Below are 14,928 nucleotides of genomic sequence, written 5' to 3' on the forward strand. Positions count from 1 at the left end.
GAGTGACATGACGAGTACACACGATATGTGGGCCGGTGACCCCACTTTCTCTGCCGAAGTCATCCAACAGTACGTTGACCCGACAAAAGCACCAACACCTGAACAAAAGGCGGTCATCGAGGCGGCACTACGCCCGACTCTGGTTGTTGCCGGCGCCGGCGCCGGCAAGACGGAAACGATGTCCATGCGCGTGCTGTGGCTCGTTGCTAATCAAGGCATTGAACCTGAAAGGATCCTTGGCTTGACCTTCACGCGGAAGGCAGCCGGTGAACTCTCCGAGCGTCTGCGTGCGCGGCTGGGAACGCTTGCTCGCACAATCCCCGCACTTGCGCAGGCAGGCGATCCGCAGTGTTCCACCTATAACGCTTTTGCGCAACGAATTGTGCTTGAACACGGGTGGCGTCTTGGTTTTTCCTCTGAAACCCGTCTTCTCGGTGAAGCCGCGTCAGTGCAGATGATGTCAGAGATTGTCCGCGAGTGGAGGGGCGCGGATCTTCCTCAAGGAGTCTCTATTGCGAGCACGGTAGCTACTGCACTTGGCCTGGCCCAAAATCTTGCAGAGCATGGCTACAGTGTTGACAGCATCTCCCAGTCTTTCGAGGAACTGGCTGCGCATATTGCTGACATGGGCGCGTCAGGAAAATCTGATGGGCCGCCAGCGGCAGGAGCGCGCGCCGCGATTGAGGCTCTTGAGCGACGCACCATCTACCTGAAGCTGATCGACGCTTTCCAGGAGCGCAAGCGGCGTGAAGGCGTTATTGATTACGCCGATCAGGTTGCTTTGGCAACTCGTTTAGTCACGGAATGTCCTGATGTTGTCGAAGCGATACGCAGTGAATATGACGCGGTGCTTTTAGATGAGTTCCAAGATACCTCGGTCATTCAGATGACACTCTTTTCTACACTCTTTGGCACGCGTGCGGGCAAGCGTTTAGCCGTGACCGCTGTTGGTGACCCGAATCAGGCGATCTATGGGTGGAGAGGTGCCTCAGCAGCTTCACTTGAAGGATTCCTTGAGGCTTTTGACCCGCTCGACGGCAACGCCCACGACCCTGAGCAAACACTGACGCTGTCAACGGCCTGGCGTAACGACCATCAGATCTTGACAGTGGCAAATGCCTTGGCTGAACCCTTGCGCACCCACTCTGTGAAAGCAAAGTCTCCGACTTTGCAGTCCCGTCCGGGGGCGGGACGCGGTGAAGTGCTCATTCGCTATGCGCCCAGTCGTGAAGCACAAGCCGCCACTATTGCTGAAGAGATTGCGCGTCGCTACCGGCAGGCCCGTAGCGAGGGGAAAACACCCACAGCAGCGATCCTGTGTGCTCGACGAAAAGACTTCGATCTGTATGAGCAAGCACTCAAAGAGCGTGAGATTCCGACGCAGGTAATCGGTGCAGGCGGCCTTCTTAACCAGCCGATTGTGAGAGATCTGCGGGCAGTATTGGAAGTCGCCAGCGACATTGAAGCATCCGCCTCGCTCCTGCGTCTCTTAACGGGCCTACGTTTAGGCAGCGCTGACCTGATGTGCCTGGGGGAGTGGGCGAAAGCTCTTGCACGTTCACACCCACGAGAGAGGCACCCCCAAGCGTTCTTGCTTGAAGCGGTGGATTCTCCCCCCGAGGTAGGGTGGGCTCCCGCAGAGAGCGGGCCACGCTTCACGAAGGCCGCACACGAGAGGGTGACTCTCTTGGGGAAGCGGCTGCGCGCCATCCGCGCCTATTCAGGACGCGGCGTTGTGGAGCAGGTTGAACGCGCAATCTCCATCATGGGCCTGATCGAAGAGTGCCTGGCCGATCCTCACGATTCAAGAGGGCGCGTTGCCCTGGATACTTTCGTTGACATTGCCGCTGCTTTCGAGCACGACACCCTTGACGCGGACCTTCCAGGTTTCTTGACATGGCTGGCTCTGGCGGAAACAGAAGAACGCGGTCTTCCATTACCCGAAGGGGAGCCTGACCCGGAGGCAGTGCAGATCATGACTATTCACGCCTCCAAGGGCTTGGAATGGGATATTGTCGCCGTCGTGGGAATGGGGGATGGGGCTTTCCCTCGCCACGGCTCAACCAGTGTGTTACGTCCGTTGATTGCGAAGGAACATCATTACGAGGCCGCTCCCGAAGGCATCTGGAGAGCGCGGGGCTGGCAAACAGCGGTTGGTGAATTGCCCTACGACCTGCGAGGGGACCGGGCAGAGCTTCCCGCCTTTGATGATCCTGAGGGGTGGATCGGTGGTAGCAGCATCAACCCTGAAACAGGTAAGGAGGTCAAGCAGACATTCCCGAAGTGGCTCACACACATCTATGAGCCTGAGGTTGGCCGCTACCTGGAACGCGAGCAACGCCGCCTCGCCTACGTTGCTGTTACTCGAGCCCGCTCACTCCTGGTGATGAGTGGGGACTGGCATGATGGACTTGCCAAAGGCAGATACCCCTCGATCTACCTGCACGAGGCGCTTGCCACGCTTCACCTTCTGGCTGAGCAAGCCCGAAGCGGAAACGAAGTAGCCTGTGGGCGCTTGGGGTATTCAGTGGGCGCACCAGAGCTGCAAGGTGAAGTCTTTTCAGATTCTGTGCGCGTATGGAAGGCTCTGCTTGAGGATTTCCAACGCAGTGATGAGATCGTCCAGGCACTCGGTGAGGAACGCGAGCTGGACGAGCAGAACTCGCCCGACCACGTCGTCTTTCCTGCGCCCGCAGGGGAGTCTTTGACGCTCATTGAGGCGGCTGCTGATGCAGTGTTGGCCCGCTCTGGCGACATGCGTGACGACCGAGACGTCCTGGACACCTTGGCTCCGATGAGTAGCCATGAGATTATCCGCGACGCGATTGCCTTGATTGAGGAGGATCGTATCCGTCGCGAGCCCACGAATTTCACGGTGACAGTCGGGCGCCTGCGGGCAACTGCCGTGTCGGCCCTCCTTGAAGATGACAGAGCCTTCGCCTTGTCGCTGCGTCGCCCATTGCCAGCTCGCCCTTCCTCAAGCGCGACTCTGGGAACCTTGATTCACGCATGGGTGGAACGCCAACTGCGTCAACGTAGCGGTGAGCTGTGGATGGAGCCGGTGGAGGGAGTCGAACTTCTCTCGGAAAAGGATGCCCAGCGCCTGGCGCGTATGCAGGAGCATTTCATGGGCATGACGATGCCGGGCCAGCCTGTTGCTGTGGAAGAGTCCTTCGCCGTGGGGATTGCGGGGGTGACTGTTCAGGGGCGCATTGACGCCGTCTTTTCTACCTCTGACGGGCGTAGCATCGTTGTGGATTGGAAGAGTGGGCGCGTCCCAACAGTGAAGGACGTTGGAAAACTGCGCTACTTCCTTCATCAACTGCGGCTCTATCAGCAGGCGTGGTCGCTTCATTCCGGCCAAGCTGTTGACCGTGTTGACGCCCAACTGGTGTTCCTTGAGCACAACCGAGTGCTGAGCATCGACGAGATCAGCGCCATGCTGGTGGCCGCTGGCGAGTCAGCATCGCAGTCCTCGTTGGACGAGGCTCTTGCCCTCATTCTTTCTGACGACGATGAGCGTTAGGGCATGCGGCTACTGTTCGGTGGGGAAGGAACGAGTGCGGGGTGTTTCTTCGCCGCTGAGTTCAAGGAAGGTTGCTGCCATTGTGGGCGGTCCGTCCTCGTCTGTGTCTTCCCAGGCTGTGGGATCAGTCTGGTGTGCGCCGTCTGTTGTGGGACTGTGCAGACCCCAGGTGGCGTAGGCCTCTTCTGAGGGAGTGTCTACCGATAGGGGTGCGGCAACAAGAGGTTCATCACCGAGGTCTTCAGAGAGTTCCCGAATCATGAGGCGGGCTTGTTCGATGATGTCGCTGTCTTCTGCGTGGACGCCGTGGAGGAGCCAGTGGACTAGAGAGAGTTCTGAAATGAGCTGGGCGCGTGTTTCAAGGTGGACGTCCACAGCGCTGCGGGTCATGGTGTATGCCTCGCGGAAACGGAGCATGAACTCGTCGCTTCCTTGAGCGAGGACCCACGCGATGTCGGTGGCGGGGTCGCCTACGTGAGCTGAGGCGAAGTGTGACAGTGCGCTGACGGCACCATCATGGACTGAAATGGCGGTGCACTGGAGATCGCCGTGGATGGGGGCTGTGGCGAAGCGCCACATGGCGACATCTTCAAGGGCGCCTTCCCACCGATTCCACAGATTCGCGGGGATGACGGTGTGTGACGCGGCTTCGTCAAGGAGGGCAAGATGGCGCTGGCGGCATTCGGCTGCCGTGTAGGAGGGCAGGTCCACTCCGGTATAGATGCCTGTGGGGAGGTTATGCAGGTGGGCGAGGGCGCGCGCGAGGGAGGCCGGGAGGACATGCGGGTCTGAGAAATCTTCCTCGGTCATGAAGCGTCCGCCTAGGTCGTTGTGCACCATGACGCGGGCGCCGTCCGTGGTGCGCGCGAAGCCTCGTGGGCGGGGGACGCGGAAGGGAATCATGCCTGCTTCGTGAGCTTGGGCCAGGCGTGACAGGACGCTGACTTGGGATTCCATATCGAGGCCGCCCACGGTGTCGTGGGGGCAGGTCACCATCCAGCGGTTGCCGGCAACGTCAATGATGCCGGTGACGGAGACGTTTTCGTCGCTAAATTGTGGTGGCCGTAGGCCAGCAACGTTCAGACCGGGGACGGCGGCAGTGGCGAGGGCGGCCAGTTCAAGAGGAGTTTTTGCGCGGCTCACCCTTCCACGGTAGCGGTTGTCACGGGTATGGGGCAGCAGAAAACGCCCGTGGTGAGTGACTTGATGGGTGAGAGTGAGGGAAGTTATCCACAGATTTTCTCAATGCGACAAAAAGCGGAGAAAAAGTCGTTACGCTGCATAAGGAGGCTGAAAAATAAATCATCGTGGAGGGGTGAATGAAAGACTACGAGGCTCAACTGCAGTGGGTGCGTGACGAGGTAACCGCCCGCGCCATTGACCCCTACGCGCACACCGATGTAGTCACTCGCATCATTGAGGATGCTCTGGACCGTTCAGGTGATCTATACGTTGGCCAAGACCGTGAGGATCTTATCGCCAAAATGCTGGCTGATGTTGCGGGAGTTGGCCCCCTGCAACCCTATTTGGACGATCCTGAGATTGAGGAAATCTGGATCAACGAACCCACGCGCGTATTTGTGGCCCGTGGAGGAACCCCTGAACTTACTCCCCTTATTTTGAGGGAACAGCAGGTGCGTGACCTCGTTGAACGTATGCTCCACCATTCCGGCCGCCGTTTGGATCTGTCTCAACCTTTTGTGGACGCTATGTTGCGCGGTGGAGAGCGCCTGCATGTCGTTATCCCGCCGGTTGCCGGGCGTCACTGGTCGGTGAATATCCGCAAGCACATTCAAAACTCACGCAGTTTAGAAGACCTTGTTGCTGTCGGCATGGTCCCTCCCCAGGTGGGGCGATTCCTCGCGGCGGCTGTGGCCGCAGGCTTGTCGATCCTTGTCTCAGGTGCCACACAAGCGGGTAAGACCACCTTATTGCGGGCGCTCACAGGTGCTATTCCGCGCAATCGGCGGATCATCACCTGTGAAGAAGTATTCGAATTACATCTTCCCAACCGTGATTGCGTGGCACTCCAAACCCGCCCCGGCAACGTTGAAGGCCGCGGTGAGGTCACGTTGCGTGACCTCGTGCGAGAGACGATGCGTATGCGACCGGAGGTACTGATTGTTGGAGAGGTGCGCGGCGCGGAGGCCCTTGATCTCCTCCTCGCGCTGAATGCGGGCGTGCCTGGCATGGGAACCATTCACGCAAATTCTGCGCGTGAAGCGCTTGCGAAACTGTCGATGCTCCCATTGCTCGCTGGCGAGAACGTGACCTCGCAATTCGTTACCCCCACGGTCGCACGCTCAGTGGATCTTGTGCTCCACGTTCATCGGGATCGCACGGGGCGACGCTATTTACGGGAGGTCCTTTCCATTCCTGGCCGTGTTGAAGGTGAACGCATCGAGGCTTCTGAAGTGTGGAGTTGGAATGGACACGAACTGCACCGGGGGCCCGGCGGCAGCGAGTGGCATGACCGTTTTCAGCAGGCGGGCTTTGAACTTTCTGAGCTGCTAGGGAGTGAATAGATGGAAGGGGTGCTCATCGGTCTTGGTGTGGGAGTCGGGCTTTTACTGATTCTGTCGGTCGTTGCAGGGGTCCCTGCTGTGCGTTTGCGCTCCCCTCAATGGTTTTTACGGTGGCAAGATCGCGTACAGCGGGCAAATCTGGAGGGCCTAACCGTTCCACGTCTTGTGGGCGTCAGTGTCGCGCTGTCCTTAGTTGTCTTTGTTGTCGCTTTTGCGTGGACGGGCGTGGGGCCGGTGAGCCTGATTCTGGCAGTGGTGACTGCCCCTCTTCCGAATGCGTTTGTTTCAGCGCGTGCCCACAAGCGTTCGCGTCAGATGCGAGAAGTGTGGCCCGAGATCATTGATTCTCTTGTCTCAGGTGTTCGTGCGGGCGCTTCCCTTCCTGACTTACTGATTGACCTGGGGGAGAATGGGCCCCCGTCCATGCGTGGAGTGTTTGCAGCTTTCGCCGCAGACTACCGTGCGGAAGGACGTTTCGATCCGGCGCTCGTGCGCTTGAAGGAGCGCTGTGCAGACCCTGTCGCTGATCGGATTGTCGAGGCATTGCGTTTGGCTCGGGAAGTCGGCGGTAGTGACTTGTCGCTGCTTCTTCGTGATCTGGCGACTTTGCTGCGTGAGGATGCGCGGGTGCGTGGTGAGCTAGAGGCGCGGCAGTCGTGGACGGTAAATGCGGCCCGTCTTGGTGTTGCTGCGCCCTGGGTGGTGTTGCTTCTCATTTCGGGCCAGTCCCATGCGGCAGCAGCTTACGCGACCTCTGAAGGGCTGGGGATCTTAGGCTTTGGCGCCATCGTCAGCGCCATTGCTTACGCGATCATGCGCAGAATCGGTCGCCTCTCCACTGATCAAAGGTCCTTACGATGAACACGCTGACAGTAGTGACAGTGGCAAGCCTACTGTGGACGAGTCCGATTCCCTTACCTCCCGTTGATCCCTACGAGGCTCAAAGTGGCGTTGATGCGAACGAGATGATGTCCGGGTATTACGGGCAGGCTGGGGAACTGGGCCTTTCATCAGCGCCACTGTCGGCTGGCTTTGGGGGCGTTCTCGTTGCGCTCTTAGCGGCTACTGGCATTTTCTTCATTGCGAACGCCTTTCATCGACATCGCATCACCTTGGCTTCTCGGCTTCGCAACGTGCGCCAACCGCAAAGCCAACGTGATCAGCGTGTTCCTCGGTGGCTGCAGCGTCGTTGGATGCAGGTGGTGGAGGCCATAGGATCCACCTCAGCTTCAGTGGAACGGCGCCTTGAGCTCCTTGGTGGGGCGCAGACTTTAGCGCATTTCCGACTCCAACAGGTTATTGCAACGCTTGTTTCGATGGCTACCCTTGGCGCGGCAACCGCCCTTGTGATGGCTCGTCTGACGGTGAGTGGGTTTGTCAGTGTCCTCCTGTCTCTTGCTATTGGGGCGCTGGCAGGAGCGGCACTGTGGGATCAGCTTTTGACGGCGCGCGCGCAAAGACGGCAAAGACTCATTGACTCTCAAGTGCCTGACATGTCCGACTTGCTGGCATTGGCTGTTGGGGCTGGAGAGTCTATTCCCGGTGCCCTATCGAGGGTGTCGCAGGTGACCGCTAGTGAACTCGCCGGTGAGATTTCGAGGACCGTTTCTGAACTGACTCTGGGCAGGCCCACCTCCCAGGCGTTGAGTCAGCTTGCTGAGCGAAACGATTCGCCGTCACTGAGCCGCCTCTGTCAAACGATGGTGACAGCCATCGAACGCGGCTCTCCACTGGCTTTAGTGCTCCACGATCAAGCGCAAGATATCCGCGAACACAATCGTCAGCGTCTGTTGGAAGAAGGCGGTAAACGAGAGATCGTCATGCTGTTCCCCGTTGTCTTCCTCATTCTTCCCATCACCATTCTTTTTGCCCTCTACCCCGGATTAGCGGCACTCAAAATTGGCCCCTAAACGGAAAACGACATCTGAAACACCTGTCCACCAAGGAGAAAACATGACTGTTCTTCGCTCTTATCTTGATCGTCTGCATCGCGTGATCCTCCCTCTCCGCGAGGGTGATGACCCCGAACGTGGGGATGTCCCAGGGTGGGTTCTCATCACTTTGATGACGGCTGCCCTGGTTGCTGCAATCTGGGCAGTGGCGAATGAAGCCTTGACTCAACTTTTTGAACAGGCGATGCAGCGTTTTGCTGGCCGCTAACATGCCTCTCCCAGGTGACGGAGGGAAAGACGATGAAGAAGGATCCGAGGTTGTCTCGCACATCCTCGTCCAATTCCTTGTTCTTCTTGTCGTTCTGATCCTTCTGCAAAGCGCGCTACTCGTTCACACCCGCAACACCACTATCTCTGCTGCGGGCGAAGGCGCACGACGTGCCGCCCTGCTTGGAGGAAACTCAGCGGAGGCCCAACAGCGTGTAGAAGAACTGCTGGAGAGCCTGCTGGGGGCCAACCCCTCCCGCACTGTTACCCTCACTACCCGACCGGACCATGCAGGGACGGTCGCTGTTGTCACGATACGCACCACACTGCCAGTATTTCTCACGCTGGGGCCGCAGATGCTTGAAGTCCAGGGCAGTGCAGTCATGGAAGGACCGTGAGAGTGCCTGTGGTGAGTAACGACAGTGTCCAACACCGTGGGCACCCGCGAAGCACACAGTGGCGGCCCGAGGAAAAAGGTGAAGCCCTCATTGAGTTCATCGCCGTGATGATCCTTTTTGTTATCCCGGTGTTCTACATCATCTTGTCCTTAGGGCAGTTACAAGCATCCACCTACGCCGCTGAGGCAGCAGCACGCAACGCTGCTCGGATATTGGCAGCGAATCCTGCGGCCCATTCCCTGGCTGAACGGCAAGCTCAGTTGGCTTTTAGTGATTTTGGGCTTCCTGCCCCGCAGATCCATGCTGCCTGCCAGCCAGCGGAGTGTTCAACGGACGGTGTGGTGACAGTGAGCGTGGAATCGCAGGTTCCTTTACCCCTCGTTCCCGATTGGATAGGGGCGCGGGCGTCGATTCCTGTGATGGCGCAGGTGAGTATGCCGGTGGAGGGGTTGAGCGTTCATGGCCTGGAATAGGTACCGCGTTAAAGAGGACATACTCGACGGTCAGCACAAGAACACCGTGCGAGTGCTCCTGGGCGACAGTGAGGACACTGTCGATTCTGAGGAGGGACGCATCGGCGTCCTCATGGCAGTGCTGGTGATGATTGTGCTTATTGCCTGCCTGGTGGCCGCCAATATTGCGGCTGTGCATTTACAGCACCGCAGGCTTTTAGCCTGCGCTGATGCCCTTGCGCTCGCGGCTTCGGGTCATGTTGATGCGCACCCTTTTTATGCCAGCGGTGGTCACGATCTTGAGGTCAATCCTGCGTGGGCTTTGGATGTGGCGCGGGGGCGTTTAGTGGATTTGTCAACGTCGACGTGTCAGGTGGGAGAGGGGGTGCAGGTGCTGAGGGTGGAGCGTTCGGCAAAGGATGTGGTGGTCGAGGTCGGTGCGCAAGCTCGTTTGCCGTTGACCCCTCCTTTTGTTGATGCTCTTGTGGCACCGCGGCTTCAAGAGTCTGGTGCTGCGGTCACTCGCTAGGAGAAAACGGCACCTCGCTCAGAGAAGAGGGGCCGGTCCAAGGAAAGGAGTGTTGATGACGAAGGACCTAGATCGTGTGTTACTGGGTGTGAGTGATCAGTCATTCTCAATGTTTGTAGTGCTCGCATGTTGAAACGGTCTAGGGATGGCAAAGTTTTCTCTGCGACAATTCAACACATGGCAAATCTTGATATTGAGCGCTTGGCACCGTCCCTGCGTCCCCAGTTCCAATCTGTCATTAACAAGAACTCCGCCCAGCCGGAGTTCTTGCAGGCAGTGTACGAGGTTCTTCTCACCCTGGGGCCCATCGCAGATGCCAAGCCGGAATACACTGACCTGGCCATTCTTGAGCGCATGGTGGAACCTGAGCGCCAGATTATTTTCCGTGTCCCCTGGCAGGATGACGCCGGGCGCATCCACGTCAACCGTGCCTACCGCGTTGAGTTCAACTCCGCACTTGGCCCCTACAAGGGTGGCCTGCGATTCCACCCTTCAGTGAATATTTCCATCATTAAGTTCCTTGGTTTTGAGCAGATCTTCAAGAACGCTCTTACTGGCCTGCCTATCGGCGGAGGCAAGGGCGGCGCCGACTTTGACCCCAAGGGCCGCAGCGACGCAGAGGTGATGCGTTTTTGCCAGTCCTTCATGACTGAACTTCAGCGTCACATCGGCCCTGACACCGACGTCCCCGCAGGCGATATTGGCGTGGGCGGCCGCGAAATTGGCTACATGTTCGGCCAGTACAAGCGCATTCGGAACGCCTTTGAGGCAGGCGTCCTTACCGGTAAAGGCCTGGGCTGGGGCGGCTCCCAAGCCCGCACTGAAGCTACCGGCTACGGCCTGGTCTTCTTCGCTGAGGAAATGCTCAAAGCAAAGGGTGAATCCTTCGACGGCAAGAAGGTAGTCGTGTCCGGCTCGGGTAATGTTGCTATCTACGCCATTGAGAAGCTTCAGCAGTTCGGTGCGACCGTGATCGCCTGCTCGGACTCTTCGGGCTACATCGTTGACGAGGCAGGCATTGACCTTGACCTCCTCAAGGACATCAAGGAAAAGCGTCGTGGCCGCGTCTCGGACTACGCCAATGAGCGTGGCGGCTCGGTTCGTTTCATTGAGGGCGGCTCCATCTGGGACGTTCCCTGTGATGTTGCCCTTCCCTGTGCCACTCAGAATGAGCTTCCTGCAGAGGCCGCCGCCACCCTGATCCGCAACGGCGTGCAGCTCGTTGCTGAGGGTGCCAACATGCCGACCACCCCTGATGCCATTGACCTGCTTCAGGACGCTGGCGTGCTCTACGCGCCGGGTAAGGCTTCCAACGCTGGTGGTGTGGCCACGTCAGCTCTGGAAATGCAGCAGAACTCCGGGCGCACCTCCTGGTCCTTCGAGACCACCGAGGAACGTCTGCACCAGATCATGATTGATATTCACGCCAACTGTCTGGCTACCGCGGACCAATACGGTCAGGGTGCCAACTATGTGGCTGGCGCTAACCTGGCCGGCTACATCAAAGTTGCTGACGCCATGGTTGCTCAGGGCCTGATCTGATCGGATTGCCTGCTGAGACTGCGCGGCGGGGCGGAGGACAATGTCCTCCGCCCCGCCTTTTTGCCTACGAACAGGAATGAGCCCTTGTTGCATGTGAGGTGAGAAAAACGATCCACAATCAGGGGAAACCCCAATAGCGCTGAGGGCGCAAATGGGGAACACTGATATGACAGGACGTTTCGTTAGAAAATGACGTCCTTCCAGAAGACGCACACGCCCACCGCCGCGACAGAAAGCCCCTTATGCTTGAGCTCCGCTCCATCCGCAAGGCCTACACCACAGCAAGCCTGGTGCAGGTCGCCCTCAACGACGTCTCCGTGGCCTTCCGAGACAATGAATTCATCGCCATCTTGGGTCAATCCGGGTCGGGCAAAACCACAATGCTGAACATTATCGGCGGCCTTGACCAGTTCGATGCTGGTGACCTTGTCATTGACGGCATCTCCACCCGCGACTACAAAGACCGCGATTGGGACACTTACCGTAATAATCGTATTGGCTTTGTCTTCCAGGCATATAACCTCATCACTCACCAGTCAGTGCTTGCCAATGTCGAGCTCGCCCTCACTCTTTCCGGTGTGAGCCGCAGCGAAAGACGTGAACGCGCTCGCCAAGCTCTCGTTGACGTCGGCCTCGCCGATCACATTCACAAGAAGCCCAATCAGCTTTCTGGTGGCCAGATGCAGCGCGTTGCTATCGCCCGCGCCCTCGTGAACGATCCTGAAATCCTCCTGGCTGATGAGCCTACCGGTGCTCTCGACTCAGCAACCTCCGTGCAAGTGATGGACTTACTGAAGGAAGTTGCCAAGGACCGCTTGGTCATTATGGTCACGCACAATCCTGAACTGGCGCACCATTACGCCACCCGTATTGTAGAGCTGGCTGACGGGCGGGTGATCGCCGATTCTGACCCCTTTGATCCGACCGCCCACGAACAGCGTGAGGCGAAGGATATTCGCCGTGCCTCCATGTCCTTCTTCACTGCTTTAGCGTTGTCTTTCTCGAATCTCATGACGAAGAAAGGCCGCACCTTGATGACGGCCTTCGCCGGGTCGATCGGCATTATCGGTATCGCGGCGATCCTCGCTTTGGCTAATGGCGTGAACGAGTACATTGCTCAACGCGAAGAAGAGCTCCTTACCACCTACCCGCTGTCCATTGAGAAGGTTGGTTTTGACTTCGGGGTCTTTTTTGAGCAGCGCAGCGGCCACATTGCCGACGATAGTCCGCAAAGTCAGGAGGACGCCGAGGGCGGACAGTCAGTGACCACGGCGCGCACGGACTCGCGCTTTGACGACACTCTCGACCGGGTGACCAACAATGACTTGCGCTCCCTGAGGACCTTCCTTCTGCGAGATGGTGGCAATATTTCCTCCCACGTGCAGAGCATTGATTACACCTACAAGGTGACGCCGCACCTGTTCTTGCCTATGGATGCGAAGTATGTCAAGGATGAGCCTGTGCAGGCCCACCCCTCGACCCTGCTTGAACAGCAGGGCGTCGAAGCTGCCTTGCCCGCGTTCTTCGCTGCAAACGCCCAGACAGACGTTTTCCGTCAACTTCCCTCCAGCCCGGGAATCTACGAGGACAACATTGGCTTGGTCAAGGGCAACTGGCCCCAATCCAAGGAGGAAATGATCCTTGTTCTGCCAGCCAGCGGTGAACTGGTGGACGTCCTGGAGTACAACATGGGGTTGCGTGATCGTTCAGAGATCACCAAGAGCTTGGATCGTCACAATTTACGAGGCCGTAGCAGCGGGGCAAGTGCCGCTGACAAGGGACAGTCGGGTGATGCAGGGGGGGCGGATGCTCCCACCTCAGCTTCTTCGCAAAGTGGGAGGGAGGAGCGTGTCTACTCCTACGACGAATTCATGAAGGTGACCTACAAACTCATCAACGCGGGGGATCGCTACACCTGGGATGAGTCCTTGAAGGTTTGGGCTGACCAGTCAAAAAACAAGGAACATATGACTCGCCTGGTCAACGCGGGCGAGACACTGAAGATCGTCGGCGTAGCAAAGGCTCTTGAAGTCGATGACGCTCCCGCGCTGGTACCCGGCATTTACTACACGCCTGAACTGACGGAGCACCTGATCCGAACATCAGAAAAATCTGGCATTGTGAAGGATCAGCTTGCTCGGCCCAATATCAATGTGGTGACAGGAAAGTCCTTTGATGAGGAAGGCAAAGAAGATCCTCTGAAGGGCTTTGACATGTCGAAGCTTTTGAGCATTGATGAGGCCAAGATCCAAGAAGCCTTTGGTGGAGGCGCAGACGCTCTGGCGTCGAAGCTGTCCGGGTTGGATATGAGCGGCCTTGACCTGTCAGGCCTCGACCTGAGCGGGATGGACCTCAGCGGCCTTGACATGAGCAACCTTGACCTTTCCTCCCTGGACATGTCCCAGATTGATCTTTCTGGCGTGAGCGCAGCCGTTGATCCTTCGGCGATTGACTTCTCAGCACTGACGGCTCAGTTCCCAGAGTTGGCCAAGGTGGACCTCGTCAAAATCGCGCAGGCCGCTTTCGCTGACGGCGTCATCGCGCCCGACGCGGGACAGCGCCTCACGCCCCTCCTCAATTCTCTTGCCCAAGACTTCCTTCTCTACCAGCAACAACACGCCGGTGAGGGGAAGAGCATCACAGACCTTGCCATTGAATTCTTCAGCCAAGAGAGCGTTTCTGCGCGGGTGCGTGACACCCTCACTGACCCGCAGATCATTAACCAGGACAAGCTCCTGGCCAACCTCACGAAGGCTTTGGGAGAGGATCCCGCCCTCCAACACGTCAGCCAGGCAATGATGGACACCCTCGTCTCCAGCGTGGGCGAGCAGTTGGCAAAGGCTTTCATGAACACGATCTCGCAGGCAATCGGCACGCAGATCCAGCAGGCCATGGCGCAGACGATGACCGCGCTCATGACCCAAATCCAAGAGCAGATTGTCAGCCAACTTCAAAATGCTGCTGCCAGCTTCCAAGGTTCCATGGCCGATGCCTTCACCATTGACGAGAAGAAGTTGGCTGAAGCTTTCGTCTTTAAGGCGAATGCGGAAGAGCTGTCGACAATCTTCACGTCGATCCTCACCTCAAGCCGCGATACCTACGATACGAATCTCAAGAAGTTCGGTCATGGAGACCTCACCGACCCTGACACCATCAATATCTACCCCCTGAGCTTTGAGGATAAGGAACACGTCAAAACCATCCTTGAGGACTACAACACCTCGATGCGCGATCAAGGACAGGACAAGAAGGTCATCACCTACACCGACTTCGTAGGGGCACTCATGTCAGGCGTGACGGAGATCGTCAACATGATCTCAACCATGCTGATCGCATTCGTTGCGATATCCCTTGTCGTCTCCTCGATTATGATCGGCATCATTACCTATATTTCCGTGCTGGAACGCAAGAAAGAGATCGGTATTCTGCGGTCTATTGGCGCCTCACGAGGTGACATCCGCCGTGTCTTTAACGCTGAAACGATCCTTGTGGGTTTCCTTGCTGGTGTCATCGGCATCGGTGTGACGTTACTGCTGACTATTCCTGCTAATGCCATTGTAGAAGCGCAGTTTGACGTGACGGGCATTGCTCAGCTCCCTGTAGTGGCTTCAATTATTCTGATTGCAATCTCGGTTGTGTTGACCTTGATTGCTGGGCTGATCCCCGCAGGCAAGGCAGCCAAGGCTGACCCGGTGGAGGCCCTACGCTCAGAGTAGGAACCCTTTTAGGGTGGGTGTTTTCTTCCTCATTTTTTCGCCTCTATCCCCGTCGAGGGGCGACGAGGCGGCATCAATCGA

General features: G+C 57.8%; 11 protein-coding genes. 10 read left to right on the forward strand and 1 reads right to left on the reverse strand.

Annotated features, from left to right (window positions below; all coding sequences use genetic code 11):
• Positions 1-7 precede the first annotated feature (7 nt).
• Positions 8-3,526 carry an ATP-dependent helicase gene (locus EII11_RS06260; RefSeq protein ID WP_124870260.1) on the forward strand — a complete coding sequence of 1,173 codons (3,519 nt, stop codon included), beginning with the start codon at positions 8-10 and terminating at the stop codon, positions 3,524-3,526.
• Between the two features lie 9 nt (positions 3,527-3,535).
• Here the strand turns inward: EII11_RS06260 and EII11_RS06265 are convergent, their stop codons facing one another.
• Entirely contained in the window at positions 3,536-4,669 is a 1,134-nt protein-coding gene (locus EII11_RS06265) for a phosphotransferase (RefSeq protein WP_124870263.1), read from the reverse strand.
• A gap of 176 nt (positions 4,670-4,845) precedes the next feature.
• Between EII11_RS06265 and EII11_RS06270 the strand changes: the two genes are divergently transcribed.
• From EII11_RS06270 to EII11_RS06310, 9 genes are all read left to right on the forward strand, one after another.
• A complete protein-coding gene (locus EII11_RS06270; protein ID WP_124870266.1) occupies positions 4,846-6,051 on the forward strand; it encodes a TadA family conjugal transfer-associated ATPase in 1,206 nt (401 codons plus the stop codon).
• Positions 6,052-6,912 carry a type II secretion system F family protein gene (locus EII11_RS06275; protein WP_124870268.1) on the forward strand — a complete coding sequence of 287 codons (861 nt, stop codon included), beginning with the start codon at positions 6,052-6,054 and terminating at the stop codon, positions 6,910-6,912.
• Positions 6,909-7,961, forward strand: coding sequence for a type II secretion system F family protein (locus EII11_RS06280; RefSeq protein WP_124870271.1), 1,053 nt, complete (start codon positions 6,909-6,911; stop codon positions 7,959-7,961). Before EII11_RS06275 ends, EII11_RS06280 begins: the two co-directional genes overlap by 4 nt.
• Before the next feature lie 43 nt (positions 7,962-8,004).
• A complete protein-coding gene (locus EII11_RS06285; protein WP_124870274.1) occupies positions 8,005-8,211 on the forward strand; it encodes a hypothetical protein in 207 nt (68 codons plus the stop codon).
• A gap of 1 nt (position 8,212) precedes the next feature.
• Positions 8,213-8,608, forward strand: coding sequence for an ABC transporter (locus EII11_RS06290; RefSeq protein ID WP_124870277.1), 396 nt, complete (start codon positions 8,213-8,215; stop codon positions 8,606-8,608).
• Between the two features lie 11 nt (positions 8,609-8,619).
• The gene (locus EII11_RS06295) at positions 8,620-9,081 is read left to right on the forward strand and encodes a 1-hydroxy-2-methyl-2-(E)-butenyl 4-diphosphate synthase (protein WP_165867087.1); all 462 of its coding nucleotides are present in this window, start codon (positions 8,620-8,622) and stop codon (positions 9,079-9,081) included.
• Positions 9,068-9,589, forward strand: coding sequence for a pilus assembly protein TadG-related protein (locus EII11_RS06300; protein WP_124870282.1), 522 nt, complete (start codon positions 9,068-9,070; stop codon positions 9,587-9,589). Before EII11_RS06295 ends, EII11_RS06300 begins: the two co-directional genes overlap by 14 nt.
• A 177-nt stretch (positions 9,590-9,766) precedes the next feature.
• Positions 9,767-11,131, forward strand: coding sequence for an NADP-specific glutamate dehydrogenase (gdhA, locus tag EII11_RS06305; protein ID WP_124870285.1), 1,365 nt, complete (start codon positions 9,767-9,769; stop codon positions 11,129-11,131).
• Positions 11,132-11,373: 242 nt separating this feature from the next.
• Positions 11,374-14,847 carry an ATP-binding cassette domain-containing protein gene (locus EII11_RS06310; RefSeq protein ID WP_124870288.1) on the forward strand — a complete coding sequence of 1,158 codons (3,474 nt, stop codon included), beginning with the start codon at positions 11,374-11,376 and terminating at the stop codon, positions 14,845-14,847.
• Positions 14,848-14,928: the final 81 nt, after the last annotated feature.

The organism is Schaalia canis, assembly GCF_003858455.1.
GTDB lineage: Bacteria > Actinomycetota > Actinomycetes > Actinomycetales > Actinomycetaceae > Pauljensenia > Pauljensenia canis.